The sequence below is a fragment of the Arthrobacter sp. 05T420 genome (genome assembly GCF_056396305.1).
In genome coordinates, this window is record NZ_JBFTLG010000001.1 from 131478 (window position 1) to 154895 (window position 23418).

Sequence of the window (23418 nt, forward strand, 5' to 3'; positions counted from 1 at the left end):
GTTCCTGATACCTTTGCAGAAAGGGAAAGGAGCTCACCATGGGCTGGTTCGTTTTTCTGCTGATCGTCGTCGCGGTTGTGGTCGCCTTCTTCTGGGCGAAGAAGCACTTCCGCCGGGAGATCGACCGCGCCAAGCGCATCAATCGGGCAAACCGCGACCAGTAGGCGGGCCGGGCGGGACTCAGGCCCGCCGGGCCCGTGCGAGGGCCTGGTACCAGTAGTACGACTCCTTCGGCGTTCGCTGGAGGGTCGTGAAATCCACGTGCACCAGGCCGAAGCGCTGGGAGTAGCCGGCAGCCCATTCAAAGTTGTCCATGAGCGTCCAAACGTAGTAGCCGAGCAGGTCGACGTCGTGCGCCACGCCCCCGGGGGAGGTGGCCTCCACCGCCTGGCTGAGGTGTGCGGCGAGGTAGCGGACGCGCCCGGCGTCGGGGATGGGGCCAGTGACGTGGTCCGGTTCGGGGAAGCTCGCCCCGCTCTCGGTGATGTAGAGCGGCGGCAGGGACTCGCCGTACCTGTCCTTCAGTTCCCGCAGCAGGATCCCCAGATGGTCCGGAGCGACGGGCCAGCCGAATCCCGTGAGCTCGTACTCCGGGAAGGCGGCCATGTGGAACGGTATTTTCAGCATCGCCGCCGCCGGCCCAGAGGGGCTGTCGACGCCGCGCCCCGTGGCCACCTTCACGGGGTAGTAGTAGTTCAGGCCGTAGAAATCCAGCGGCTGGTGGATCGTGGCCAGGTCCGCGTCGCTGATCCTCCGCAGTGAACGGAACCACGGCCGGGCGATCAGCGGCGGCCGGGGAAAACGGCCCAGCAGGATCGGGTCCGCGTAGAGCCGGTTCAGCACGAGGTCGAAGACCCTGGCCAGCAGCCTGTCGGTTGGCGACCCGGAAGCAGGCCGGACGGGGGAATGCAGGTTTGTCACGCCGACGGCGCCCCTGACGCCCGCCGCCCGCAGCGCCTGCACCGCCAGGCCGTGGCCCAAGAGTTGATGGCACACCGACGGCAGGGCCTCGAAGAGCAGGCCATGGCCGGGTGCGTGGACGTCCAGGGCGTAGCCGTTGAGGGTGACCGAGGCGGGCTCGTTCAAGGTCACCCACTGCGCCACGCGATCACCGAACCGCTTGCCGGCGGCCGCGCTGTACTCGGCGAACTTCTCCGCCGTCGAACGGTTCATCCAGCCGCCGCGGTGCTCGAGGGGGAGCGGTGTATCCCAGTGGTAGAGGGTGGCCATGGGCGAGATGCCGGCGGCGAGCAGCCGGTCGATCAGGCGGTCGTAGAAGTCCAGTCCCGCGGCATTAAAACGGCCGGTCCCTTCGGGCTGGACCCGGGGCCACGAGATGGAGAAACGGTAGGAGTCGATCCCGAGCTCCCGCATCAGCGCGATGTCTTCCTCCGCGCGGTTGTAGTGGTCGCAGGCGACGGCGGGGGAGTGGCCGTGCAGGATGTTGCCCGGCTTTTCGGCGAAGGCGTCCCAGCCGGAGGGTCCACGGCCGCCGGCGGTAAGGTTTCCCTCGATCTGGAACGCCGCGGAGGCAACGCCCAGGGTGAATCCTGGGCTCAGGCGGGCGCCAAGGGCCTGAACTGCTACAGAATCCTGCACAGTCATGCCCCCATCATCCATTCGACGGCGATTCAAGACAATGGCCACCGTCAGGGATTGCACTGCGGGGATGCAGGGCACAGTGACTGCACTGCCGTGATTGCACTACCGTGCAGGGGCTGATTCGCTTCTGCCCGCAAATTCCGGCATACTAGATGAGTTGTTCAAGCGCTCTTTCGCGTCCCGATCCGGATAATGCCGGGTGTCAGGGTCCAAGTGAGAGACCAAACATAACCCACTCCCCATGGAATTGCGGACGCGTATGTGTGAAAACGTACGACACGCCCGACCGCGGGGGTCGGTTACGTCGGCAGGTTGAGGAACCCGGATTCTTCCGGATTCAGCTTGTGCGGCGGATGGTAGTCACGACTTCAAATGCTTCGGCAGCCATACAACTAGTAAGTGAACAGGGCAGCCCTAACCAGGGGAAGCACAGACTGAAAGAGAGTCAGGCGACATGGCGGGACAAAAAATCCGCATCCGGCTGAAGTCATACGACCACGAGGTCATTGACGTTTCAGCACGGAAGATCGTTGAGACGGTCACGCGCGCAGGCGCAACTGTAGTTGGCCCCGTGCCGCTGCCGACGGAGAAGAACGTGTACTGCGTTATTCGCTCTCCGCACAAGTACAAGGACAGCCGCGAGCACTTTGAAATGCGCACGCACAAGCGTCTTATCGACATCATCGATCCCACGCCCAAGGCTGTTGATTCGCTCATGCGTCTCGACCTGCCGGCCGACGTGAACATCGAAATCAAGCTGTAGGGAGGTGCTGAGAGACTATGACCGCAACCCGTAACGTAAAGGGCCTGCTGGGCACGAAGCTCGGCATGACCCAGGTCTGGGACGAGAACAACAAGCTCATCCCCGTCACTGTGGTCCAGGCTGACTCGAACGTCATCACGCAGCTGCGCAATGCAGAAACTGATGGCTATGTCGCCGTTCAGATCGGCTACGGCCAGATCGATTCCCGCAAGGTCACCAAGCCGCTGGCTGGTCACTTTGAAAAGGCAGGCGTCACGCCTCGCCGCCACGTCGTAGAACTGCGCACTGCAGATGCTGCCTCTTACGAGCTGGGCCAGGAGCTCTCCGTAGAGCTCTTCGAAGCCGGCCAGAAGATCGACGTCGTTGGCACCACCAAGGGTAAGGGCTTCGCCGGTGTTATGAAGCGTCACGGCTTCCACGGCGTTGGAGCTTCCCACGGTGCCCACAAGAACCACCGTAAGCCCGGTTCAATCGGTGGCGCATCCACCCCGAGCCGCGTCTTCAAGGGCATGAAAATGGCCGGCCGCATGGGCGCCGTTCGTCACACCACGCTGAACCTCACGGTCCACGCGGTTGACGTCGAGAAGTCGCTGCTCCTGATCAAGGGCGCCGTCCCCGGCGCCCGCGGCCAGGTCGTACTCGTACGCACCGCCGTGAAGGGAGCCTAGTTCAATGACTAGCACTGTCAAGGTTGACCTGCCTGCAGAGATCTTCGACGTACAGACCAACGTGCCGCTGCTGCACCAGGTTGTCGTTGCCCAGCTCGCTGCTGCTCGCCAGGGTACCCACAAGACCAAGACCCGCGCCGAAGTTTCCGGTGCAGGTCGCAAGCCGTTCAAGCAGAAGGGCACCGGCCGCGCCCGTCAGGGTTCCATCCGTGCTCCTCACATGACCGGTGGTGGCGTTGTCCACGGCCCCACGCCGCGTGACTACAGCCAGCGCACCCCCAAGAAGATGATTGCTGCTGCACTGCGCGGCGCACTCTCGGACCGCGCCCGCAACGGCCGCGTCCACGTCATTGCTGACCTGGTTGCCGGCTCCAAGCCGTCCTCCAAAGAAGCAATGGCAACCCTGCGCGGAGTTTCCGAGCGCAAGAACCTGCTCGTTGTCATTGAGCGCGCCAACGATGTTGCTGCACTGTCCGTGCGCAACCTCACGGATGTTCACGTTCTGTACGCAGACCAGCTGAACACCTACGACGTTCTCGTTTCCGACGACGTAGTCTTCACCAAGGCTGCCTACGAAGCATTTGTTGCTAACAAGGTTGCAAAGAACGAGGAGGATGCCAAGTGAGCGCAGCCACCATCAAAGACCCGCGCGACGTCGTGCTTGCACCCGTCGTCTCGGAAAAGAGCTACGGCCTGATCGATGAGGGCAAGTACACCTTCCTGGTGGACCCCCGCTCGAACAAGACCGAGATCAAGCTGGCCGTGGAGAAGATTTTCTCCGTCAAGGTCGAATCGATCAACACCATCAACCGTGCCGGTAAGCGCAAGCGCACCAAATTCGGCTGGGGTACCCGCAAGAACACCAAGCGTGCAATTGTGAGCCTCAAAGAAGGCACTATCGACATCTTCGGCGGTCCGCTTTCATAGCGGAGACCACTTTAACGAGGAAATAAATTATGGGAATCCGTAAATACAAGCCGACTACCCCGGGCCGTCGTGGCTCGAGCGTAGCGGACTTCACTGAAATCACGCGGTCGACGCCGGAAAAGTCGTTGGTACGTCCCCTCCCGAAAAAGGGTGGCCGTAACAACTCCGGTAAGATCACGACCCGTCACAAGGGTGGTGGACACAAGCGTCAGTACCGTCTGATCGACTTCCGTCGCCACGACAAGGACGGCGTCAACGCCCGCGTTGCCGAAATCGAGTATGACCCGAACCGTACGGCTCGGATCGCGCTCCTGCACTACGTTGATGGCACCAAGCGTTACATCATCGCCCCGAACAAGCTGTCCCAGGGCGACTTCGTAGAGGCCGGCGCCGACGCTGACATCAAGCCCGGCAACAACCTTCCGCTGCGCAACATCCCGGTAGGTACCGTAATCCACGCAGTCGAACTGCGTCCGGGTGGCGGCGCCAAGATGGGCCGCTCCGCCGGCGCATCGATCCAGCTCGTTGCAAAGGAAGGCCGTTTCGCCCAGCTGCGTCTGCCTTCCGGCGAAATCCGCAACGTTGACGTGCGCTGCCGCGCAACCGTCGGCGAGGTCGGCAACGCCGAGCAGTCGAACATCAACTGGGGCAAGGCCGGCCGTATGCGGTGGAAGGGCGTTCGCCCGACCGTCCGTGGTGTCGCCATGAACCCGGTTGACCACCCCCACGGTGGTGGCGAGGGTAAGACGTCCGGTGGACGTCACCCCGTCAACCCGAACGGTAAGCGCGAAGGCCGCACCCGCCGTCCCAACAAAGAGAGCGACAAGCTTATTGTTCGTCGCCGTCGTACTGGCAAGAACAAGCGATAGGAGCCTGGACACATGCCACGCAGCCTGAAAAAAGGTCCTTTCGTTGACCAGCACCTCTTTGTAAAGGTAGCCAGGGAAAACGAAAAGGGCACCAAGAACGTCATCAAGACCTGGTCCCGCCGTTCGATGATCGTCCCCGACATGCTCGGCCACACGATCGCCGTACACGACGGACGCAAGCACATCCCCGTGTTTGTCACTGAGTCGATGGTCGGGCACAAGCTCGGCGAATTCGCTCCCACGCGGACATTCCGCGGCCATGTCAAGGACGACCGTAAGGGCAAGCGCCGCTAGGCGCCTGCACTTACGTCAAAGACGAGAGAAGGAAAGCAATGGAAGCCAAGGCAATTGCGCGTCACATCCGCGTAACGCCTATGAAGGCCCGGCGCGTCGTCAACCTTGTTCGTGGTAAGCAAGCGAATGAGGCTCTGGCAATTCTGAAGTTTGCCCCCCAGGCAGCTTCAGAGCCGGTATTCAAGGTAGTTCAGTCGGCAATCTCCAACGCCCGGGTCCTCGCGGACCGCGACGGCGTGGCGTTTGACGAGAGTGACCTCATCATCAGCGAAATGTATGTTGATGAAGGCCCGACCATGAAGCGGTTCCAGCCGCGAGCCCAGGGTCGTGCATTTCAGATCAAGAAGCGCACGAGCCACATCACCGTGGTAGTTGCTACCCCGGAGAAAGAGGAGGCTCGCTAAGTGGGACAGAAAGTTAACCCGCACGGGTTCCGACTCGGCATCACCACCGATCACGTATCGCACTGGTTTGCTGACAGCACCAAGGCCGGCCAGCGGTACAAGGACTTCGTTCGCGAAGACATCCGCATCCGCCAGCTCATGTCCACGGGCATGGAGCGCGCCGGTATCGCCAAGGTTGAAATCGAGCGCACCCGCGACCGCGTCCGCGTGGATATCCACACGGCACGTCCGGGCATCGTCATCGGCCGCCGTGGCGCTGAAGCAGACCGCATCCGCGGCGAGCTTGAGAAGCTCACGGGCAAGCAGGTCCAGCTGAACATCCTCGAGGTCAAGAACCCCGAGATGGAAGCCCAGCTTGTTGCCCAGGGCGTTGCAGAGCAGCTGACTTCCCGCGTGGCTTTCCGCCGTGCGATGAAGAAGGCCATGCAGTCCGCACAGCGTGCCGGTGCCAAGGGCATCCGGATCGCTTGCTCGGGTCGACTGGGCGGCGCAGAAATGTCCCGCTCGGAGTTCTACCGCGAAGGCCGTGTGCCCCTGCACACCCTGCGTGCGAACATCGACTACGGCTTCTATGAGGCCAAGACCACCTTCGGCCGCATCGGCGTGAAGGTCTGGATCTACAAGGGCGACGTTACTGCCAAGGAACTGGCTCAGCAGGCAGCTGCTGCTCCGTCCCGTGGCCGTGCCGGCGACCGCCCGGGCCGCCCGGGTGGCGCCGACCGTGGTGACCGCCGCCGTCGTCCCGACCGCCCCGCAGCTGAGGCAGCACCTGCTGCTGCCGAAGCTCCGGCAGTTGAGGCTGCACCTGCTGCAGTAGAAGGAGGACAGGCTTAAATGCTTATCCCACGTCGAGTAAAGCACCGTAAGCAGCACCACCCGGGTCGTTCCGGCGCTGCTACGGGCGGCACCCAGGTCTCCTTCGGTGAGTGGGGCATCCAGGCTCTGAGCCCGGCCTACGTCACGAACCGTCAGATCGAGTCTGCCCGTATCGCGATGACTCGCCACATCAAGCGTGGCGGAAAGGTCTGGATCAACATTTACCCGGACCGTCCGCTGACGAAGAAGCCGGCCGAAACCCGCATGGGTTCCGGTAAGGGTTCTCCGGAATGGTGGGTCTCAAACGTCAAGCCGGGCCGGGTTCTCTTCGAGATCTCCGGTGTTGAGGAATCTGTCGCTCGCGAGGCACTGCGCCTGGCGATCCACAAGCTCCCGTTGAAAGCACGCATTCTGCGTCGCGAAGGTGGTGAATAGAAATGTCAGTAGGATCCAAGGAACTTGCATCCGCACAGCTGGACGGTTTCGACAACGAGCGTCTCGTTGAGGAACTCCGCAAGGCCAAGGAAGAGCTGTTCAACCTGCGTTTCCAGTCCGCCACCGGTCAGCTGGAGAACCACGGTCGTCTGCGCGCGGTAAAGAAGGACATCGCCCGCATTTACACCGTTCTCCGTGAGCGCGAGCTGGGCATTCGTGCCGAGGTTGCCGCACCGGTTGTGGAAGCCAAGGAAGAGAAGAAGTCCAAGAAGGCTGCAACCAAGAAGGCCGAGAAGGCCGAAACGGTTGAATCCGAGGAGGATGCCAAGTGAGTGAAAAGGAAGAGAACGTGACGGAAACTGTTTCCGGCGCAGCTAAGGCTGACGAGCGCGGTTACCGTAAGACGAAGCGCGGCTACGTCGTCTCGGACAAGATGGAAAAGACCATCACTGTCCAGGTCGAAGACCGCGTAAAGCACGCCCTCTACGGCAAGGTCATTCGCCGCAACGCCAAGATCAAGGCTCACGACGAAGAGAACAGCGCCGGCATCGGCGACCTCGTGCTCCTCGCCGAGACCCGCCCGCTCTCCGCTACCAAGCGGTGGCGTCTGGTCGAGATCCTCGAGAAGGCCAAGTAACACCTGCACTTTGTTGCCTGGTGATACAGCTGAAGCCCTCGTTCCCCTTTGGGGGAGCGGGGGCTTCTGCGTTGCCGGCGGCCGTTGTAACCGGCCGCCGTCGGGCGCTGAGTGGCTGTCCTGTGTGACGCCGTCGGGAGAGCGGGGTGTTGTGTGCTGGCGCCGGTGCTGTGATATGGGGATACGCCCGAAACGTGCTAAGATTTTGAGTTTGTATGGCGCCTTTAGCGCGCCGTCATCAACCTCGTAAACAATCGTGCCACGGCATAGTGCCCCCTCGCGCCCCGACTCGTCGGGAACCGCCTTGGGAAGCAAATGTTTTTGGCACGGGCGTTTAGGCCTGGTCTGGCAAAATCCAGGCAGGTCAAGAGACACCCCGATCAACCGTTCCGCAAGGCTCATTCCGTAGGAAGATTTTCGGTCTGAGAACCAGCGCGACGCAAGGAGTAAATAGTGATTCAGCAGGAGTCGCGACTCAAGGTCGCCGACAACACGGGTGCTAAGGAAATCCTTACCATTCGCGTTCTCGGTGGATCTGGCCGTCGCTACGCAGGCATTGGCGACGTAATCGTCGCTACCGTCAAGGACGCAATTCCGGGCGGCAACGTAAAGAAGGGCGACGTCGTCAAGGCTGTCATCGTCCGTACCAAGAAGGAACGCCGCCGTGCGGATGGTTCCTACATCAAGTTTGACGAGAACGCAGCCGTCATCCTGAAGAACGACGGTGACCCCCGCGGTACCCGTATCTTCGGACCGGTTGGTCGTGAACTTCGTGACAAGAAGTTCATGAAGATCGTTTCTCTGGCTCCGGAGGTGCTCTAGTCCATGGCTAAGATCAAAAAGGGTGACCTGGTTCAGGTCATCACTGGCGCCAAGGCTGAGCGCGGCGGCGACAAAGGCAAGCAGGGCAAGGTTCTGCGCGTATTCCCGGAGACCAACCGCGTGTTGGTTGAAGGCATTAACCGCGTAACCAAGCACACCAAGGTCGGTCAGTCGCAGCGCGGCACCAAGACCGGTGGCATTGAGGTCGTCGAGGCTTCGATCCACATCTCCAACGTGGCTCTGGTTGACCCGTCCACCAAGAAGCCCACCCGCGTCGGTTTCCGCACCGAGACCGTTGAGCGCGATGGCGTGAAGCGTGACGTGCGCGTCCGCGTGGCCAAGAGCTCAGGGAAGGACATCTAATGACTGAGACTCTCGAGACTCCGGCAAGCAAGATCGTTCCTCGTCTGAAGACCAAGTACGCCGATTCCATCAAGAACTCGCTGACTGAGGAATTCAAGTACCAGAACGTCAACCAGGTTCCCCGCCTGGTCAAGGTCGTTGTGAACATGGGTGTTGGAGATGCCGCCAAGGACTCCAAGCTGATTGACGGCGCTGTCCGCGATCTGACCCTGATCACCGGCCAGAAGCCGCAGGTAACCAAGGCCCGCAAGTCGATCGCACAGTTCAAGCTGCGCGAAGGCATGCCGATCGGTGCACACGCAACTCTGCGTGGGGACCGCATGTGGGAATTCCTGGACCGTCTGGTCACGCTGGCTCTGCCGCGTATCCGTGACTTCCGTGGCCTCAGCGGCAAGCAGTTCGATGGCAACGGCAACTACACCTTCGGTCTGACCGAGCAGGTTATGTTCCACGAGATCGACCAGGATTCCATCGACCGCGTACGCGGCATGGACATCACCGTCGTGACCACTGCCAAGACCGACGACGAAGGCCGCGCGCTGCTCAAGGCGCTTGGCTTCCCGTTCAAGACCGAAGACTAATCTAGCTACGTAAAAGGTCCGACCGCGCTACTTCCGAACTTTGTTCTGGACAACTGGCACGGCGGAAACCGTTATGAGGAAGGGCAAGAGCCCACATGACAATGACAGATCCCGTCGCAGACATGCTTACGCGTCTGCGCAACGCTAACTCGGCATACCACGATTCCGTGTCCATGCCGTACAGCAAGCTCAAGGCACGCGTTGCCGACATCCTGAAGGCTGAAGGTTACATTGCCTCCTGGAAAGAAGAAGACGCTGAGGTTGGCAAGAAGCTGACCCTCGAGCTCAAGTTCGGTCCGAACCGCGAGCGTTCAATCGCTGGCGTTCGTCGTATTTCCAAGCCGGGACTGCGCGTTTACGCAAAGTCCACCAACCTGCCGCACGTGCTCGGTGGCCTGGGTGTCGCAATCCTGTCCACCTCTTCCGGCCTCTTGACTGACAAGCAGGCCGGCAAGAAGGGCGTGGGCGGCGAAGTCCTCGCTTACGTCTGGTAACGGGAAAGGAAGAGAATAATGTCACGTATTGGACGTCTCCCCATCACCGTTCCTGCCGGCGTTGAGGTCAAGGTTGACGGCTCTGTCGTCAGCGTCAAGGGTTCCAAAGGCGAGCTGAGCCACACTGTGGCCAGCCCGATCGAGGTTTCCCTGGAAGATGGCACCCTGACTGTCGCCCGCCCGAACGACGAGCGCGCCTCACGTTCGCTGCACGGCCTGACCCGCACCCTGATCGCCAACATGATCCAGGGTGTCACCGCAGGCTACGAGAAGAAGCTTGAGATTGTCGGTACTGGTTACCGCGTTCAGGCCAAGGGAACTGATCTGGAGTTCGCTCTGGGCTACAGCCACCCGGTTAACGTCTCGGCACCGAACGGCATCACCTTTGCAGTTGAGACCCCGACCAAGCTCTCTGTTTCAGGTATCTCCAAGCAGCAGGTCGGCGAGGTTGCTGCCAACATTCGCAAGCTGCGGAAGCCGGACCCCTACAAGGGCAAGGGCATCCGTTACGCAGGCGAAGTCATCCGCCGCAAGGTCGGAAAGGCTGGTAAGTAACCATGGCGATCGCAATTAACAAGAAGCGTACGAACAAGAGCAAGTCTGCCCAGCGCAGCCGCCGCCAGCTTCGTATCCGCAAGCGCATCTCCGGTACGGCTGTACGTCCGCGTCTGGTCGTCAACCGCTCCGCACGTCACGTATTCGTCCAGGTTGTCGATGACACCAAGGGCCTGACCGTGGCAAGTGCCTCCACACTGGAAGCCGACCTTCGTGCATTCGACGGTGACAAGACCGCCAAGGCCAAGCGCGTTGGCGAACTGGTCGCCGAGCGTGCCAAGGCTGCCGGTATCGAAGCAGTTGTCTTCGACCGCGGTGGTAACAAGTACCACGGCCGGATCGCCGCCGTCGCTGACGGCGCACGTGAAGGTGGGCTGGCACTGTGACCGAAAATAACGAAAAGGACATTCAGGTGACTGAAGCTGTAGCTGCTCCGGCAACTGAGACCGCTGCGCCTGCTACCACTGACGACCGCCGTGGTGGCGCCCGTCGTGGCGAGCGTGGCGACCGCGGCCAGGGCCGTGGCGACCGTGGCGGCCGTGGTGGCCGTGACGGCGGCCGCGAGGCCGAGAAGAGCCAGTTCGTAGAGCGCGTCGTAACCATCAACCGTGTTTCCAAGGTCGTCAAGGGTGGTCGTCGCTTCAGCTTCACCGCCCTCGTCGTCGTCGGTGACGGCAACGGCATGGTCGGCGTCGGCTACGGCAAGGCCAAGGAAGTTCCCGCCGCCATCGCGAAGGGCGTTGAAGAGGCCAAGAAGTCCTTCTTCCGCGTTCCCCGCATCGGCAGCACCATCCCGCACCGCGTTCAGGGTGAGGCCGCCGCAGGCGTCGTCATGCTGCGTCCGGCTTCCGCCGGTACCGGTGTTATCGCCGGTGGCCCGGTCCGTGCAGTGCTGGAGTGCGTGGGTATCCACGACATCCTCTCCAAGTCGCTCGGTTCCTCCAACGCCATCAACATCGTTCACGCGACTGTTGATGCCCTGAAGCGCCTCGAAGAGCCGGCAGCAGTGGCAGCACGCCGCGGCCTCCCGCTCGACGAGATCGCTCCGCCGGCAATGGTGAAGGCTCTCCTGAACCAGAAGGCAGGTGTCTGAGTCATGGCTAAGAACGTGCTTGTCTCCGATGCAAAGTTGGAGATCACTCAGATCAAGTCCGCCATTGGCGGCAAGCAGAACCAGCGCGACACGCTGCGGTCCCTCGGCCTGAAGCGGATCGGACACACCGTTGTCCGCACCGCCGACGCCGTGACCGTCGGGATGCTCAACACGGTTCCGCACCTGGTAAAGGTAGAGGAGGCGAAGTAAATGGCAGAGAAGAACACCGCCGAAAAGGCACAGGGCGCCGCTGAGAAGCAGAACGCACTGAAGGTTCACCACCTGCGTCCCGCCCCGGGTGCCAAGACCGCCAAGACCCGTGTTGGTCGTGGTGAAGGTTCCAAGGGTAAGACCGCTGGTCGCGGTACCAAGGGTACGAAGGCCCGCTACCAGATCAAGGCTGGCTTTGCCGGCGGCCAGCTGCCGCTGCACATGCGCCTGCCGAAGCTGCGCGGCTTCAAGAACCCGTTCCGGGTTGAGTACCAGGTTGTAAACCTGGACAAGCTCAACGAGCTGTTCCCGGAAGGTGGCGCAGTCACCGTGGAGAACCTGGTCGAAAAGGGTGCCGTTCGCAAGAACCAGCCCGTCAAGGTGCTGGGCACCGGCGACATCACCGTCAAGGTTGACGTCACCGTCCACGCATTCTCGGCCAGCGCCGCAGAAAAGATTGCCGCAGCAGGCGGAAGCACCACCGCCCTCTAACGAGGCCGTGGGGCAGTTGCCCGTTGTTGAAAACTCCCGGTACCAGGGGCTCAGGCCCCCGGTGCCGGGAGTTTTTTTCAATTTTCGGGCCCCGCCGATTGTTCGCCGGACGCCTCCACCCGTTAGACTCGGTTGTTGGGTTTATTTGACCTGTCTCACACGACTTTACTTATTACTCAGGAGGACGCTTGCTTAGCGCATTCGGCCGGGCCTTTCGCACGCCTGATCTGCGACGCAAGTTGTTGTTCACGCTGGGAATCATCACAATCTTCCGCTTGGGTGCTTTCATCCCCTCGCCTGGTGTGAGCTACCAGAATGTCCAGCAATGCTTGCAGAACGGTCAGACCACGGGCGGGATCTACCAGCTCGTCAACCTGTTCAGCGGCGGTGCATTGCTGCAGGTGTCCATTTTTGCCCTGGGCATCATGCCCTACATCACCGCCAGCATCATCGTCCAGCTGCTCCGGGTGGTCATTCCCCGTTTCCAGCAGCTGTATGAGGAGGGCGCATCGGGGCAGTCAAAGCTGACCCAGTACACCCGTTACCTCACGATCGCCCTCGGCCTGCTCAACGCCACGACACTGGTGTCGCTGGCGCGGTCCGGCCAGCTGCTGCCTAACTGCCAGCTGCCCATCATCCCGGACAGCTCCATCGTCACCACGGTCCTGATCATCATCACGCTCACGGCCGGCACCGGCCTGATCATGTGGATGGGCGAGCTCGTGACCGAGAAGGGCGTCGGCAACGGCATGTCGCTGCTCATCTTCACGTCCATCGCGGCAGGCTTCCCGGGCTCGCTCGGTGCGATCTGGAAGGCACAGGGCCCCGGCACCTTCTTCCTGGTCCTGGTTATCGGCCTGCTCACCGTGGCCCTCGTGGTCTTCGTGGAGCAGTCCCAGCGCCGGATCCCGGTGCAGTACGCCAAGCGCATGATCGGCCGCCGCACCGTCGGCGGAACCAGCACGTACATCCCCATCAAGGTGAACATGGCCGGCGTCGTGCCCGTCATCTTTGCCTCGTCGATGCTGTACCTTCCGGGGCTGATCTCGCAGTTCAACCAGCCCAAGGCCGGCGAGCCGATGCAGCCCTGGGTTGAGTGGATCAACAACAACCTCACCAAGGGCGACCACCCGATCTATATGGCACTGTATTTCGCCATGATTGTGTTTTTCACCTACTTCTATGTTGCGATTACTTTCAACCCTGAAGAGGTCTCGGACAACATGAAGAAGTACGGCGGCTTCATTCCGGGCATCCGCGCCGGCAAGCCGACCGCGGATTATCTTCAGTACGTCCTATCCCGGATCACCCTGGCCGGAGCCTTCTATCTCGGCTTCGTGGCACTGATCCCGCTGGTTGCACTTGTCCTGATCAACGCGAACCAGAACTTCCCGTTCGGCGGCACCTCGATCCTGATCATGGTGGGCGTCGGTCTGGAGACCGTGAAGCAGATCGATGCGCAACTACAGCAACGTCACTACGAAGGGCTTTTGCGATGACGAGAATGTTGATTATCGGACCTCCCGGCTCCGGCAAGGGAACGCAGGCAGAACGCATTTCGGAACGCCTCGGCGTCGTTGCGATCTCCACCGGAGACATCTTCCGTGCCAACGTCAAGGGTGAGACTCCGCTCGGCGTCGAAGCCAAGAAGTACATGGACGCCGGTGACTTCGTCCCAGACAGCGTCACCAACAAGATGGTGCGCGACCGTCTCAGCGAGGACGACGTCGAGGCAGGCTTCCTGCTGGACGGCTACCCTCGCACCACCGCGCAGGTGGACTACCTCGATGAGATCCTGGCCGGCGCCGACCAGAAGCTCGACGTCGTCCTGCAGCTCACCGCGGACGACGAGGAACTGGTTACCCGCCTCCTGGGCCGTGCCAAGGAAACTGGCCGCAGCGACGACAACGAGGGCGTTATCCGTCACCGGCTGGACCTGTACCACGAGCAGACCGAACCCGTCGTGGCCAAGTACGCCGAGCGCGGCATCCTGACCCAGGTGGACGGCATCGGCCGCATCGACGAAGTCACCGAGCGCGTCATGGAAGCGATCAAGTCGGCCCAGGCCGCCTGATCCGCATCCGCTGATCCACGCCTGCGCACTGCGGCTGACGCAGCACAGAGACACAGCACAGAGACGCAGCACAGAAGGGCGCGTTCCGTACCATCGTGTACGGGACGCGTCCTTTGCTGTTGGACGGGCCGCAGGCAGTCCGTTCCGAGCCGCCGTGCCGGTGCGGGAGAATAGAGCTTGAAGACTTGGGTTGATGACCCATGGGGGAGGCCCGGGGGAAGGGCCGCCGGACCGCGAGAGAAAACACTGAGGTACAGATGGCATTCGGCCAGGCACGCATTGAATACAAGACCAACGCCCAGATGCGCACGATGCATGAGGCCGGGCTTGTCCTGAGCCGGGCCCTGGATGCTGCGGTAGCCGCTGCGGCCCCGGGCGTCACCACGGCCCGGCTGGACGAGGTCTTCGCCGCCGTGCTCCAGGAAGCCGGCGCCAAATCCAACTTCCTCGGCTACCACGGGTTCCCGGCCACGATCTGCACCTCGGTGAATGAAGAAGTGGTCCACGGCATTCCCGGCAGCCGGGTGCTCCAGGACGGCGACATCATCTCGATCGACGGCGGCGCGATCGTGGACGGCTGGCACTCCGATTCGGCGCGTACCGTGATTGTCGGCACCGCCGATCCCGAGGACGTGCGCCTGTCCGAGGTCACCGAAGCAGCCATGTGGCGGGGCATCGCGGCCCTGGCCACCGGCAAATTCGTCGGCGATATCGGCAACGCGGTGGACGACTACGTCTCCTCCGTGCCCGGCAAGCCGCTGGGCATCCTGGAGGACTACGTGGGCCACGGCATCGGCTCCGAGATGCACATGGCACCGGACGTGCTGAACTACCGCACCGGCCACCGCGGGCCGAAGATCCGCCCGGGGCTGTGCCTTGCCATCGAGCCCATGCTGGTCCGCGGCAGCATCGACACCGCCGTCCTCGACGACGACTGGACCGTCGTCACCACGGACGGCAAGCGCTCCTGCCAGTGGGAGCACTCTGTCGCCGTGCACGAGAAGGGGATCTGGGTCCTCTCGGCACCGGACGGGGGAGCGGCGAAACTGGCGCCGCTCGGCGTCGTGCCCGTCCCGATCCCGTAAGCCGAATCACACCGCGACGCGCAAGTTTTCTGGCGACACCCGAATACGGGTAGCGCCAGGGATTTTGCGCGTCCCAGGGCAATTGGCGCCGCTGAAGGCGGTGGTTTACGTCGGGGCGCACAATAGAGCCATGGGAGCAACGGGAGCGATCACCGACGTCGCCGGGATCCGGATCGGCCATGTCCAGAAGTCCGACGGCGGCTGGCTGAGCGGGGTAACGGTGATTCTGCCGCCGCCGGGAACGGTGGGCTCGGTGGACGTCCGGGGCGGCGGCCCCGCGACGCATGAGACGGACTCGCTGGATCCCACCACGCTGTCCCAGGCCGTGGACGCCGTGGTCCTCACCGGGGGCAGCGCCTATGGCCTCGCAGCCGCGGGCGGGGCCATGCGCTGGTGCGAGGAGAACGGCCGCGGCTTCCCCGTCCCCGGCGGTCTTGTTCCGATCGTGCCGGCGGCCGCGATCTTCGACCTGGGCCGCGGCGGCGATTTCTCCGCCCGCCCGGGCGAGGCCATGGGCTACGCGGCTACGGCCGCCGCGGCAGCGCAGCCGGAAGGGCACGACGTCGAACGCGGCAACGTAGGCGCCGGCACGGGAGCGGCAATCGGCAGGGGCGCGTACAAAGGGGGAGTGGGCACAGCCTCCGTCACCCTAGAGAACGGGGTGACCGTGGGCGCCATTGCAGTAGTCAACGCGCTGGGACTGCCGTTTGGTACATCGCCGCAACGGGTGGAACCCGGGGCGGACGGCCCAAACGCTTCGGAACCCGAGAGCGGCAAGGAGCCGCCGCCGCTCAACACCACCCTGGTCGTCGTCGCCACCGACGCGGTCCTGGACACGGCGGACTGCAAGCGGACGGCCTCGGCTGCCCACGCGGGGCTGGCCCGTGCGCTGGCGCCCAGCCACACGCTCGCTGACGGCGACACCGTGTTCGCCCTGGCGACGGGCGCCGTGGCACTTGACCGCAGCACCCCGACGGCCCGGCAGATAAGCCTCATTACACTGCAGAGCGCGGCGGCCGACGTCGTCCGGCTTGCCATCCTTGACGGGATCTCGCGGGCGGAGGCAGTGACGACAGCGGCCGGGACGCTAGGTGCGTACGGACGCTGAGTGCGCTACGATGGCTGGATTTAACTCCGGATTTAACAATCGGACCACGATGGCGTAGTGTTGTCTGTTGGTTGTCTGCCCCGTTGTGCCCTTTTGTGGTCGGGTGGCATCAACCAACCAATCAAAAACGTCCGCGGTCATGACCGGTGCAAACCGGGAGGCTGCGGCAACAACAGTTAGCGGAGGGTATGGCCAAGAAGGACGGGGTCATTGAGATCGAGGGCGTTGTGACCGAGGCGCTGCCCAACGCGATGTTTCGCGTTGAGCTCACCAACAAGCACATCGTTCTGGCACACATCTCTGGAAAGATGCGCCAGCACTACATCAGGATCCTCCCCGAGGACCGCGTAGTGGTGGAGCTGAGCCCTTACGACCTGACACGTGGTCGTATCGTCTACCGCTACAAGTAAACACTGGGCGGCCAGAGCAATAGCCGAGGGCCGGTCCAGCTGACACACGCAAAGGAACGCCATGAAGGTCAAGCCGAGCGTCAAGCAGATCTGCGAAAAGTGCAAAGTGATCCGCCGTAATGGCCGGGTCATGGTGATCTGCGAGAACCCGCGCCACAAGCAGCGCCAGGGCTAATTTCCTTCACAGGAAATCCTGGGTTGCTAACCCACGCAAGTAAATAAAGGCAGCACAAGCTGAACTGGGACGTATTGAGCCCGGACAGCTAACCCCCGGTCGGAGGCTGGGGCCGCACTGAAACTGCGGGTGTACTGCCTACGACCTCCGGTTTATACAAGGAGTACTGCCAATATGGCTCGTCTCGCTGGCGTAGACATTCCCCGCGAAAAGCGGTTGGAAATTGCGCTTACTTACATCTACGGCGTGGGCAAGACCCGTGCACACGAAACCCTGGCTGCTACCGGCATCAGTGCTGACGTTCGGGTCAAGGACCTGACCGACGCACAGCTGGTTGAGCTTCGTGACTACATTGAAGGCAACTACAAGGTTGAGGGTGACCTTCGCCGCGAAGTGGCCGCTGATATCCGCCGCAAGGTTGAAATCGGCAGCTACGAAGGTATTCGCCACCGCAAGGGCCTGCCAGTGCGCGGTCAGCGTACGAAGACGAACGCACGTACCCGCAAGGGTCCGAAGCGCACCGTCGCAGGCAAGAAGAAGGCCCGTTAAGCCACATTTGTCCCCTAAAATCGCTGACGCGATTTCAGGGAACCCGGCAAATGAGGGAACAACGGAGCTTTCCCCCAATAACTTTCTGTAGGAGAAAAAATGCCCCCGAAGACTCGTGGCGCGGTTCGCAAGCCGCGTAAGAAGGACAAGAAGAATATCGCGCTGGGCCAGGCGCACATCAAGAGCACCTTTAACAACACCATCGTGTCCATCACGGACCCGAACGGTGCTGTCATCTCCTGGGCTTCGTCCGGTGAGGTTGGCTTCAAGGGCTCGCGTAAGTCCACCCCGTTCGCTGCCCAGATGGCCGCCGAAGCCGCCGCAAAGCGTGCACAGGAGCACGGCATGCGCAAGGTTGACGTGTTCGTCAAGGGACCGGGTTCCGGACGCGAAACCGCCATCCGCTCGCTCCAGGCCGCTGGCCTCGAAGTTGGCTCCATCCAGGACGTCACCCCCAGCGCCCACAACGGCTGCCGTCCGCCGAAGCGCCGCCGCGTCTAAGGCTTTCCAGCGCCAGGAGCTTGCCCGGACCCTCACCGGTCCGGGCAGGCCCGGCCGCGTTAAGTCTCCAGACCGATCTTTCCACCACCTGTGTTGCGTCATATAGCGGATGCTCGCCGAAAGGAAACCTAAGTGCTCATTGCACAGCGCCCCACCCTCTCCGAAGAGGTCGTCTCCGAAAACCGCTCACGGTTCATCATCGAACCGCTGGAGCCGGGCTTCGGTTACACTCTCGGAAACTCCCTCCGCCGTACCCTGCTCTCCTCCATCCCCGGTGCCTCTGTAACGAGCATCCGGATCGATGGCGTGCTGCACGAGTTCACCACGGTTCCGGGTGTCAAGGAAGATGTCACTGAGATCATCCTGAACATCAAGAACCTGTCGGTTTCCTCCGAGCACGACGAGCCGGTTGTTGCTTACCTGCGCAAGCAGGGCCCGGGAGTCGTCACGGCCGCGGACATCGCTCCGCCGGCCGGCGTCGAATTCCACAACCCGGATCTGCACATTGCCACGCTGAACTCGAAGGGCAAGTTCGAACTCGAACTGACCATCGAGCGCGGTCGCGGCTACGTTTCGGCAGCTCAGAACAAGTCCGGCGACTCCGAGATCGGCCGCATCCCGGTCGACTCGATCTACTCGCCGGTCCTGAAGGTTACTTTCCGTGTGGAAGCTACCCGTGTTGAGCAGCGCACTGACTTCGACAAGCTCATTGTCGACGTCGAGACCAAGCAGGCAATCGCCCCGCGCGACGCTGTTGCTTCGGCAGGTACCACCCTGGTGGAACTGTTCGGTCTGGCCCGCGAGCTGAACACCGCAGCTGAAGGTATCGAGATCGGCCCGTCGCCGACGGACGCTGCCCTGGCAGCCGACATGGCTCTGCCGATCGAGGATCTGGACCTGACGGTCCGTTCCTACAACTGCCTCAAGCGTGAGGGCATCCACACCGTGGGTGAACTCGTTGCCCGCTCCGAGGCTGACCTCATGGACATCCGCAACTTCGGCGCGAAGTCCATCGATGAGGTCAAGGCCAAGCTGGTCGAACTGGGCCTGTCCCTCAAGGACTCCCCTCCCGGTTTCGATCTCGCAGCACGTGCCGCAGCCATCGAAGAGGACGACGCCGCGTTCAGCGACGACGAGCTCTAACCAACAGATCTTGGCCGGCTGGCTGGATGCACCCTGGTGCGCAGCCCAACGGCTTCCAATGAGGAGAAACTATTATGCCTACCCCCGCTAAGGGTCCGCGCCTCGGAGGCGGAGCGAGTCACGAGCGTCTTATGCTCGCGAACCTGTCCGCCGCACTTTTCGAGCACAAGCGGATCACCACCACGGTAACCAAGGCCAAGCGCCTGAAGCCGTACGCCGAGCGCCTGGTGACTTTCGCCAAGCGTGGCGACCTTTCTTCCCGCCGTCGTGTACTCGGCCTGATCAGCAACAAGGGCATCGTCCACGAGCTGTTCACCGACATTGCACAGGCAGTGGAGAACCGCGATGGCGGCTACACCCGCATCACCAAGATCGGCAACCGCAAGGGCGACAACGCCCCCATGGCTGTCATCGAACTGGTTCTCGAGCCGGTTTCCGCTAAGCAGGCTGTGGTAGCCGAGGCTACCTCTGCTGCCAAGCGCGATGCAGACAAGAAGGACGCCGCGAAGGCCGAAGCAGCTCCGGTTGCCGAGACCGAAGAGGCTCCCGAGGCTGAGGTCGCTGAGACTGAAGCTGTTGCTAACGAAGAGGCTCCGGCCGCTGAGGAAGCAGCCGTTGAGTCCGAGAAGGACGCGAAGTAATTCGCTAAATCTTTCTTATAGACTTAAGTCTATGAACGAGCTCAAACCCGCTGCCCCCGTCTTGGGGGGCGGCGGGTTTTTGCGTATCCGGATGGATGTGGCGTACGACGGCGGCCCGTTCAGTGGGTGGGCTGTGCAGCCAAGCCTGCGCACCGTCCAAGGCGTCCTGGAAGAGGCCCTGGCGCTGCTGATCCGCCGCCCCATCCGCGTCACGGTGGCCGGCCGCACCGACGCGGGCGTGCACGCCCGCGGCCAGGTTGTCCACTTCGACCTCAGCGAAGCGGAGTGGCTGGGCCTGAACCGGGGCGCTGAACTGGATCCCGCCGTTGCCCTGCTCCGCCGCATCCGCGGCTCCTTGAGCCGGGGCCTGGGCGAGCTCAGCGGGGCCATCGAGGTGCATACCGTAAGCATTGCGCCCGCTGGCTTCGACGCCCGCTTCTCCGCCCTCTGGCGCCGCTATTCCTACAGGATCGCCGACGGCCCCGCGCTGTGGGACCCGCTGGGACGTGCCTCCACTCTGTGGCACAAGGATCCGCTCGATGTCGGGCTCCTCAACGAGGGCGCCGCGCCGCTGCTAGGCCTGCAGGACTTCCGTTCGTACTGCAAGCCCCGCGAAGGCGCCACGACCATCCGTGAACTGCAGCGTTTCGAATTCGCCCGCGGCACCGACGGCGTCATTGTCGCCACCGTCCAGGCCGACGCATTCTGCCACAACATGGTCCGGTCCCTGGTGGGCTCGGCGTTGTACGTAGGGGAGGGCGTAGAGGCCCCGGGCTGGCTCTACGAACGGCTCCTGGCCCGGCAGCGGGATGCCAAGTCCGTGCTGGCTGCCCCGCATCCGCTGGTGCTCGAGGAAGTGGCCTACCCGACAGCCAGCGGCATGCTGGCCCGCGCCGAATTGACCCGGGCCCTGCGTGCCTAGATTGTTCGGCGAAATCCCCGAAAAGCGGCCAGATCGCCGGAAGTTACCAGCGATCCGGCAGCTTTCCGGCGACCTCGGGCCCTCTCCTAGAAGGCGGCCGGGGGACCGTCGGCGGGAAGCTCGAGAGTGAAAGTGGTTCCGTGACCCGGACGGGTGCGGCAGGAGATGGATCCGCCGTGCCGTTCCACGATGGCTTTGGTGATGGACAGTCCCAGACCGGCCCCCGGAATGGAACCGTCGCGGACGGCAGGGCTGCGGAAGAAGCGGGTGAAGACCCGTCCGGCGTCGGCGGCGGTCATGCCCATTCCGGTGTCCGCGACGTGGAGACGCACCAGACCGTCGGTCGTGCTGGCGGAGATCCGCACCGACCCGCCGTCGGGAGAGTACTTGATCGCGTTTGAAACGAGGTTGTCCAGGGCCTGGGTGATCCGGAGCGGATCCACGTTGGCCCAGAGCGGGACCGGGACGTCCATCGCCAAGCAGACCCGGTGTGCCTGTGCCTGTGCCTGGGCAGAGCCAAGGCTGGCCTCCACGAGACCGGCGAGGTCCGTGCGGCGGGGATGGACGTGGACTGCGGCGCTGGCGGACATGAGGAGGTCCGACACCAGGGCCAGGAGCCGCTCCGCATTGCGCTGCGCCACTTCGACACGGCGTGTCACCGGACTGTCCAGGCCCTCCGTGTCGGCGAGCACCAGGTCCAGGTTGCCGATGATGGATGTCAGCGGCGTGCGGAATTCGTGGGAGACGGTGGAGACCACCTCGTCCTTCGCCGCGAGGGCATCCACGAGGAGTGTGACCTCATTGAAGACCACCACCGCCCCCCGGAAGTTACCGGCGTCGTCCTTGAGAGGCCGGGCTCCCGTCGAGAGGACACGGCTGGCGGACCCCTCGCCGAAGCAGACAAGGTAGTCGGCAAAGGACTCGCCGGCCAGCGCGCGGCGGATGGGGCGGCGCTCGAGGGGCAGCGGGGTCATTCTGTCCTGCCCTGTCAGCAGCAGCTGGCCTTCTTCCGCCGGCAATTCCGCCGACTCCGGCGACTCCGGCGACTTCGCAGAGCCGGGGGCAGCGGCCGCGGATGCCTCCAGCTGGGTCTGCCAGCTGTTGGTCAGCAGCCGCCGGCCAGCAGCGTCGACTGCCACGATGCCGACGTCGACGGTGTCAAGAATGGTGTTCAGGAGCTGTTCGCGTTCCCTGCTGTCCGCGAGCAGGACTTCCAGTTCGGCTTCCTTGGACTGGATCCGCCACTGCTCGTGCCGAAGGCGGGCCCGCGCGAAACGCATGGCCAGGGAGACCGCCAGCATCATCAGCGGCACCAGCACGGCTTCGACCGTGCTGGCTGCCAGCGGAGCCGCGCGGTCCGCGAAGAGCCAGGGCAGGGCGCCCAGCAGTGGCACCGAGAAGCTCAGTGAAACGCTCGCGGCGGCCGACAGCCGGGACGCCGAAATCCACACCACGGGCAGGACCGAGAGCACACCAGGATCCGGCAGGCCGGCGGAAGTGCCGTCCCGGAGCAGGCCGATCGCGACCAGGTCCAGGACGGGGATGACGAGCGGCGCCAACGGACCAAAGCGTTGCCACGGGACCAGGACGCAGGCCGCAAGGAGCACGGCCTGCAGCGCAAGTGCGAACCGGCACAAGGCGCTGTCCGTAAGGCCGGGCCACGCGGCCGGGGCTGCGAGTACCACTCCAGCCATCATCACGGCCAGCGGCAGCTGGCACACAAGGACCCGCGCGCGCGGCCCCAGAGCCTTGCCGTATCGGTCCGCACCGCGGATCAGCCGCTGTTTAAGCAAAGACGCCCCGTTCCCTTCCCGTTGCTCCAGTTTTACACCTTGTGTCACGTAAATTTGACACAAAACGAAGTTTTGCTATTTGTATTACCGAGCAGCCGGGAATTTGCCGCGTAGGGTGGGTATTCTGGCAATGCCGGTGGGGGCCGGCGAGAACATTGCTGCCGGCGCATCCGCGAACGGCGGCGCAGCGTGACACATGAGGGGGGCCATGACCGACCTGGGAGTCGCCGTCGTAGTAGAAGACGACGAAGATGTTCGGAACCTTGTCGAAGCCGTATTGAGCCAGGCAGGCTTCGAAGTTCATTCGGCGGCCGGTGGGCGTGAAGGGGTCGACGTCGTCAGGGCGCGGGAGGCGAGCGTGGTCACCCTGGATGTCGGACTGCCCGATATCGACGGTTTCGAGGTGCTGCGCCGGATCCGGCAGTTCAGCGACGCCTACGTGGTCATGCTGACGGCGCGGACCGACGAACTTGACACGCTGACGGCGTTTCATACCGGCGCTGATGACTTTCTGGCGAAGCCTTTCCGGCCGCGCGAGTTGCGCGCCCGCGTCGGTGCCATGATGCGCCGGCCCCGGCAGGACATCGGGACCGCACACGTATCCGGTGCTGACGCCGTCGCCGCGCCGGCGCCGTCGCAAAGTCCGGTGCTGCACCACAACGGCCTGGACCTGAACCCCGAGACCCGGTCCGTGAGCGTCGACGGGGTGGCGATCAGCCTGACCCGTAGCGAGTTCGACCTCCTGCAGGCCCTTCTCGTGGGCGCCGGCGCTGTGCGGTCCAAGACCGAACTGGTGCGGGTTGTCCGGGGTGATTATTATCGGGCGGATGCCTACATCAGCGAATCCGACGAACGCGCCGTCGAGGTTCATATCGGCAACCTGCGCAGGAAACTCGGCGAGGACCCGGTGCAACCGCGCTGGCTGCAGACTGTCCGCGGGGTGGGCTACCGGCTTTCGCCGGCGCGGTAGCTTCTCTGGCTGGTCGGCGCCC

At 63.1% G+C, this 23418-nt stretch carries 35 protein-coding genes; 33 read left to right on the plus strand and 2 right to left on the minus strand.

The window, feature by feature from the left end; translation table 11 throughout:
* Positions 1-38 precede the first annotated feature (38 nt).
* Positions 39-164, plus strand: a complete 126-nt coding sequence (locus AC1DEM_RS00620) for a hypothetical protein (RefSeq protein ID WP_476882641.1) — start codon at positions 39-41, stop codon at positions 162-164.
* 16 nt (positions 165-180) lie between these two features.
* Here the strand turns inward: AC1DEM_RS00620 and AC1DEM_RS00625 are convergent, their stop codons facing one another.
* Positions 181-1605: a GH1 family beta-glucosidase gene (locus tag AC1DEM_RS00625; protein ID WP_476882642.1), complete on the minus strand. Its 1425-nt coding sequence runs from the start codon at positions 1603-1605 to the stop codon at positions 181-183.
* Positions 1606-2056: 451 nt separating this feature from the next.
* Between AC1DEM_RS00625 and rpsJ the strand changes: the two genes are divergently transcribed.
* The 31 genes from rpsJ (at position 2057) to AC1DEM_RS00780 (ending at position 20633) form a co-directional block, all read left to right on the plus strand.
* Positions 2057-2365, plus strand: coding sequence for a 30S ribosomal protein S10 (gene rpsJ / locus AC1DEM_RS00630; protein ID WP_003803825.1), 309 nt, complete (start codon positions 2057-2059; stop codon positions 2363-2365).
* Positions 2366-2382: 17 nt separating this feature from the next.
* Positions 2383-3033, plus strand: a complete 651-nt coding sequence (gene rplC / locus AC1DEM_RS00635) for a 50S ribosomal protein L3 (RefSeq protein WP_091563100.1) — start codon at positions 2383-2385, stop codon at positions 3031-3033.
* A 4-nt stretch (positions 3034-3037) separates the two neighbouring features.
* Entirely contained in the window at positions 3038-3658 is a 621-nt protein-coding gene (rplD, locus tag AC1DEM_RS00640) for a 50S ribosomal protein L4 (RefSeq protein WP_476882643.1), read from the plus strand.
* Positions 3655-3960: a 50S ribosomal protein L23 gene (gene rplW / locus AC1DEM_RS00645; RefSeq protein WP_018773664.1), complete on the plus strand. Its 306-nt coding sequence runs from the start codon at positions 3655-3657 to the stop codon at positions 3958-3960. Before rplD ends, rplW begins: the two co-directional genes overlap by 4 nt.
* Before the next feature lie 29 nt (positions 3961-3989).
* On the plus strand, positions 3990-4829 hold the full coding sequence (gene rplB / locus AC1DEM_RS00650; protein WP_026266473.1) for a 50S ribosomal protein L2: 840 nt from the start codon (positions 3990-3992) through the stop codon (positions 4827-4829).
* Positions 4830-4841: 12 nt separating this feature from the next.
* Positions 4842-5123 (plus strand): 30S ribosomal protein S19, encoded by a 282-nt coding sequence (rpsS, locus tag AC1DEM_RS00655; RefSeq protein WP_018773666.1) that lies wholly within the window; start codon positions 4842-4844, stop codon positions 5121-5123.
* A 38-nt stretch (positions 5124-5161) separates the two neighbouring features.
* Positions 5162-5527, plus strand: a complete 366-nt coding sequence (gene rplV / locus AC1DEM_RS00660) for a 50S ribosomal protein L22 (protein ID WP_354348543.1) — start codon at positions 5162-5164, stop codon at positions 5525-5527.
* A complete protein-coding gene (gene rpsC / locus AC1DEM_RS00665) occupies positions 5528-6361 on the plus strand; it encodes a 30S ribosomal protein S3 (protein WP_441407840.1) in 834 nt (277 codons plus the stop codon).
* Positions 6362-6778 (plus strand): 50S ribosomal protein L16, encoded by a 417-nt coding sequence (rplP, locus tag AC1DEM_RS00670; protein WP_120951151.1) that lies wholly within the window; start codon positions 6362-6364, stop codon positions 6776-6778.
* A 2-nt stretch (positions 6779-6780) separates the two neighbouring features.
* Positions 6781-7110, plus strand: a complete 330-nt coding sequence (rpmC, locus tag AC1DEM_RS00675; RefSeq protein ID WP_476882644.1) for a 50S ribosomal protein L29 — start codon at positions 6781-6783, stop codon at positions 7108-7110.
* Positions 7107-7415, plus strand: coding sequence for a 30S ribosomal protein S17 (gene rpsQ / locus AC1DEM_RS00680; RefSeq protein ID WP_476882645.1), 309 nt, complete (start codon positions 7107-7109; stop codon positions 7413-7415). Before rpmC ends, rpsQ begins: the two co-directional genes overlap by 4 nt.
* A 453-nt stretch (positions 7416-7868) precedes the next feature.
* Positions 7869-8237 (plus strand): 50S ribosomal protein L14, encoded by a 369-nt coding sequence (rplN, locus tag AC1DEM_RS00685; protein WP_003803789.1) that lies wholly within the window; start codon positions 7869-7871, stop codon positions 8235-8237.
* A gap of 3 nt (positions 8238-8240) precedes the next feature.
* Positions 8241-8600: a 50S ribosomal protein L24 gene (gene rplX, locus AC1DEM_RS00690; RefSeq protein WP_136321880.1), complete on the plus strand. Its 360-nt coding sequence runs from the start codon at positions 8241-8243 to the stop codon at positions 8598-8600.
* Entirely contained in the window at positions 8600-9181 is a 582-nt protein-coding gene (rplE, locus tag AC1DEM_RS00695; protein ID WP_091563108.1) for a 50S ribosomal protein L5, read from the plus strand. Before rplX ends, rplE begins: the two co-directional genes overlap by 1 nt.
* A 95-nt stretch (positions 9182-9276) precedes the next feature.
* On the plus strand, positions 9277-9675 hold the full coding sequence (rpsH, locus tag AC1DEM_RS00700) for a 30S ribosomal protein S8 (RefSeq protein ID WP_056425243.1): 399 nt from the start codon (positions 9277-9279) through the stop codon (positions 9673-9675).
* Positions 9676-9693: 18 nt separating this feature from the next.
* Positions 9694-10230: a 50S ribosomal protein L6 gene (rplF, locus tag AC1DEM_RS00705; protein ID WP_223913815.1), complete on the plus strand. Its 537-nt coding sequence runs from the start codon at positions 9694-9696 to the stop codon at positions 10228-10230.
* Between the two features lie 2 nt (positions 10231-10232).
* Positions 10233-10616, plus strand: coding sequence for a 50S ribosomal protein L18 (gene rplR / locus AC1DEM_RS00710; protein WP_018773674.1), 384 nt, complete (start codon positions 10233-10235; stop codon positions 10614-10616).
* Positions 10617-10642: 26 nt separating this feature from the next.
* On the plus strand, positions 10643-11323 hold the full coding sequence (gene rpsE / locus AC1DEM_RS00715; protein WP_173403037.1) for a 30S ribosomal protein S5: 681 nt from the start codon (positions 10643-10645) through the stop codon (positions 11321-11323).
* 3 nt (positions 11324-11326) lie between these two features.
* On the plus strand, positions 11327-11533 hold the full coding sequence (rpmD, locus tag AC1DEM_RS00720; protein WP_018773676.1) for a 50S ribosomal protein L30: 207 nt from the start codon (positions 11327-11329) through the stop codon (positions 11531-11533).
* Entirely contained in the window at positions 11534-12025 is a 492-nt protein-coding gene (gene rplO / locus AC1DEM_RS00725; protein WP_091563112.1) for a 50S ribosomal protein L15, read from the plus strand.
* 188 nt (positions 12026-12213) lie between these two features.
* A complete protein-coding gene (secY, locus tag AC1DEM_RS00730; protein ID WP_476882646.1) occupies positions 12214-13524 on the plus strand; it encodes a preprotein translocase subunit SecY in 1311 nt (436 codons plus the stop codon).
* A 5-nt stretch (positions 13525-13529) separates the two neighbouring features.
* Positions 13530-14099, plus strand: a complete 570-nt coding sequence (locus AC1DEM_RS00735) for an adenylate kinase (RefSeq protein WP_377985281.1) — start codon at positions 13530-13532, stop codon at positions 14097-14099.
* 257 nt (positions 14100-14356) lie between these two features.
* Positions 14357-15184 (plus strand): type I methionyl aminopeptidase, encoded by an 828-nt coding sequence (gene map, locus AC1DEM_RS00740; RefSeq protein WP_476882647.1) that lies wholly within the window; start codon positions 14357-14359, stop codon positions 15182-15184.
* Between the two features lie 130 nt (positions 15185-15314).
* The gene (locus AC1DEM_RS00745; protein WP_476882648.1) at positions 15315-16292 is read left to right on the plus strand and encodes a P1 family peptidase; all 978 of its coding nucleotides are present in this window, start codon (positions 15315-15317) and stop codon (positions 16290-16292) included.
* A 188-nt stretch (positions 16293-16480) separates the two neighbouring features.
* Positions 16481-16702: a translation initiation factor IF-1 gene (gene infA, locus AC1DEM_RS00750; RefSeq protein ID WP_009358723.1), complete on the plus strand. Its 222-nt coding sequence runs from the start codon at positions 16481-16483 to the stop codon at positions 16700-16702.
* 61 nt (positions 16703-16763) lie between these two features.
* On the plus strand, positions 16764-16877 hold the full coding sequence (rpmJ, locus tag AC1DEM_RS00755) for a 50S ribosomal protein L36 (RefSeq protein WP_009358722.1): 114 nt from the start codon (positions 16764-16766) through the stop codon (positions 16875-16877).
* Between the two features lie 174 nt (positions 16878-17051).
* The gene (gene rpsM, locus AC1DEM_RS00760) at positions 17052-17426 is read left to right on the plus strand and encodes a 30S ribosomal protein S13 (protein ID WP_028275004.1); all 375 of its coding nucleotides are present in this window, start codon (positions 17052-17054) and stop codon (positions 17424-17426) included.
* A gap of 99 nt (positions 17427-17525) precedes the next feature.
* Entirely contained in the window at positions 17526-17927 is a 402-nt protein-coding gene (gene rpsK / locus AC1DEM_RS00765; RefSeq protein WP_018773682.1) for a 30S ribosomal protein S11, read from the plus strand.
* 132 nt (positions 17928-18059) lie between these two features.
* Positions 18060-19070 carry a DNA-directed RNA polymerase subunit alpha gene (locus tag AC1DEM_RS00770; RefSeq protein ID WP_018773683.1) on the plus strand — a complete coding sequence of 337 codons (1011 nt, stop codon included), beginning with the start codon at positions 18060-18062 and terminating at the stop codon, positions 19068-19070.
* Between the two features lie 74 nt (positions 19071-19144).
* Positions 19145-19711, plus strand: a complete 567-nt coding sequence (gene rplQ, locus AC1DEM_RS00775) for a 50S ribosomal protein L17 (RefSeq protein WP_476882649.1) — start codon at positions 19145-19147, stop codon at positions 19709-19711.
* Positions 19712-19742: 31 nt separating this feature from the next.
* Positions 19743-20633, plus strand: coding sequence for a tRNA pseudouridine synthase A (locus AC1DEM_RS00780; RefSeq protein WP_476882650.1), 891 nt, complete (start codon positions 19743-19745; stop codon positions 20631-20633).
* A gap of 86 nt (positions 20634-20719) precedes the next feature.
* Here the strand turns inward: AC1DEM_RS00780 and AC1DEM_RS00785 are convergent, their stop codons facing one another.
* Positions 20720-22426, minus strand: a complete 1707-nt coding sequence (locus AC1DEM_RS00785) for a sensor histidine kinase (protein WP_476882651.1) — start codon at positions 22424-22426, stop codon at positions 20720-20722.
* A 208-nt stretch (positions 22427-22634) separates the two neighbouring features.
* On the opposite strand from AC1DEM_RS00785, the gene AC1DEM_RS00790 reads away from it, so the two are divergent.
* A complete protein-coding gene (locus tag AC1DEM_RS00790; RefSeq protein WP_476882652.1) occupies positions 22635-23396 on the plus strand; it encodes a response regulator transcription factor in 762 nt (253 codons plus the stop codon).
* The last annotated feature ends 22 nt before the right edge of the window (positions 23397-23418 follow it).

What these genes read in the sequence shown, in the direction of transcription:
- AC1DEM_RS00620 (WP_476882641.1), top strand. Translation starts at nt 39, where the DNA reads ATGGGCTGGTTCGTTTTTCTGCTGATCGTCGTCGCGGTTGTGGTCGCC.
- AC1DEM_RS00625 (WP_476882642.1), bottom strand. Translation starts at nt 1,605, where the DNA reads ATGACTGTGCAGGATTCTGTAGCAGTTCAGGCCCTTGGCGCCCGCCTG.
- rpsJ (WP_003803825.1), top strand. Translation starts at nt 2,057, where the DNA reads ATGGCGGGACAAAAAATCCGCATCCGGCTGAAGTCATACGACCACGAG.
- rplC (WP_091563100.1), top strand. Translation starts at nt 2,383, where the DNA reads ATGACCGCAACCCGTAACGTAAAGGGCCTGCTGGGCACGAAGCTCGGC.
- rplD (WP_476882643.1), top strand. Translation starts at nt 3,038, where the DNA reads ATGACTAGCACTGTCAAGGTTGACCTGCCTGCAGAGATCTTCGACGTA.
- rplB (WP_026266473.1), top strand. Translation starts at nt 3,990, where the DNA reads ATGGGAATCCGTAAATACAAGCCGACTACCCCGGGCCGTCGTGGCTCG.
- rpsS (WP_018773666.1), top strand. Translation starts at nt 4,842, where the DNA reads ATGCCACGCAGCCTGAAAAAAGGTCCTTTCGTTGACCAGCACCTCTTT.
- rplV (WP_354348543.1), top strand. Translation starts at nt 5,162, where the DNA reads ATGGAAGCCAAGGCAATTGCGCGTCACATCCGCGTAACGCCTATGAAG.
- rplP (WP_120951151.1), top strand. Translation starts at nt 6,362, where the DNA reads ATGCTTATCCCACGTCGAGTAAAGCACCGTAAGCAGCACCACCCGGGT.
- rpmC (WP_476882644.1), top strand. Translation starts at nt 6,781, where the DNA reads ATGTCAGTAGGATCCAAGGAACTTGCATCCGCACAGCTGGACGGTTTC.
- rplX (WP_136321880.1), top strand. Translation starts at nt 8,241, where the DNA reads ATGGCTAAGATCAAAAAGGGTGACCTGGTTCAGGTCATCACTGGCGCC.
- rplE (WP_091563108.1), top strand. Translation starts at nt 8,600, where the DNA reads ATGACTGAGACTCTCGAGACTCCGGCAAGCAAGATCGTTCCTCGTCTG.
- rpsH (WP_056425243.1), top strand. Translation starts at nt 9,277, where the DNA reads ATGACAATGACAGATCCCGTCGCAGACATGCTTACGCGTCTGCGCAAC.
- rplF (WP_223913815.1), top strand. Translation starts at nt 9,694, where the DNA reads ATGTCACGTATTGGACGTCTCCCCATCACCGTTCCTGCCGGCGTTGAG.
- rplR (WP_018773674.1), top strand. Translation starts at nt 10,233, where the DNA reads ATGGCGATCGCAATTAACAAGAAGCGTACGAACAAGAGCAAGTCTGCC.
- rpmD (WP_018773676.1), top strand. Translation starts at nt 11,327, where the DNA reads ATGGCTAAGAACGTGCTTGTCTCCGATGCAAAGTTGGAGATCACTCAG.
- rplO (WP_091563112.1), top strand. Translation starts at nt 11,534, where the DNA reads ATGGCAGAGAAGAACACCGCCGAAAAGGCACAGGGCGCCGCTGAGAAG.
- AC1DEM_RS00735 (WP_377985281.1), top strand. Translation starts at nt 13,530, where the DNA reads ATGTTGATTATCGGACCTCCCGGCTCCGGCAAGGGAACGCAGGCAGAA.
- map (WP_476882647.1), top strand. Translation starts at nt 14,357, where the DNA reads ATGGCATTCGGCCAGGCACGCATTGAATACAAGACCAACGCCCAGATG.
- AC1DEM_RS00745 (WP_476882648.1), top strand. Translation starts at nt 15,315, where the DNA reads ATGGGAGCAACGGGAGCGATCACCGACGTCGCCGGGATCCGGATCGGC.
- infA (WP_009358723.1), top strand. Translation starts at nt 16,481, where the DNA reads ATGGCCAAGAAGGACGGGGTCATTGAGATCGAGGGCGTTGTGACCGAG.
- rpmJ (WP_009358722.1), top strand. Translation starts at nt 16,764, where the DNA reads ATGAAGGTCAAGCCGAGCGTCAAGCAGATCTGCGAAAAGTGCAAAGTG.
- rpsM (WP_028275004.1), top strand. Translation starts at nt 17,052, where the DNA reads ATGGCTCGTCTCGCTGGCGTAGACATTCCCCGCGAAAAGCGGTTGGAA.
- rpsK (WP_018773682.1), top strand. Translation starts at nt 17,526, where the DNA reads ATGCCCCCGAAGACTCGTGGCGCGGTTCGCAAGCCGCGTAAGAAGGAC.
- rplQ (WP_476882649.1), top strand. Translation starts at nt 19,145, where the DNA reads ATGCCTACCCCCGCTAAGGGTCCGCGCCTCGGAGGCGGAGCGAGTCAC.
- AC1DEM_RS00780 (WP_476882650.1), top strand. Translation starts at nt 19,743, where the DNA reads ATGAACGAGCTCAAACCCGCTGCCCCCGTCTTGGGGGGCGGCGGGTTT.
- AC1DEM_RS00790 (WP_476882652.1), top strand. Translation starts at nt 22,635, where the DNA reads ATGACCGACCTGGGAGTCGCCGTCGTAGTAGAAGACGACGAAGATGTT.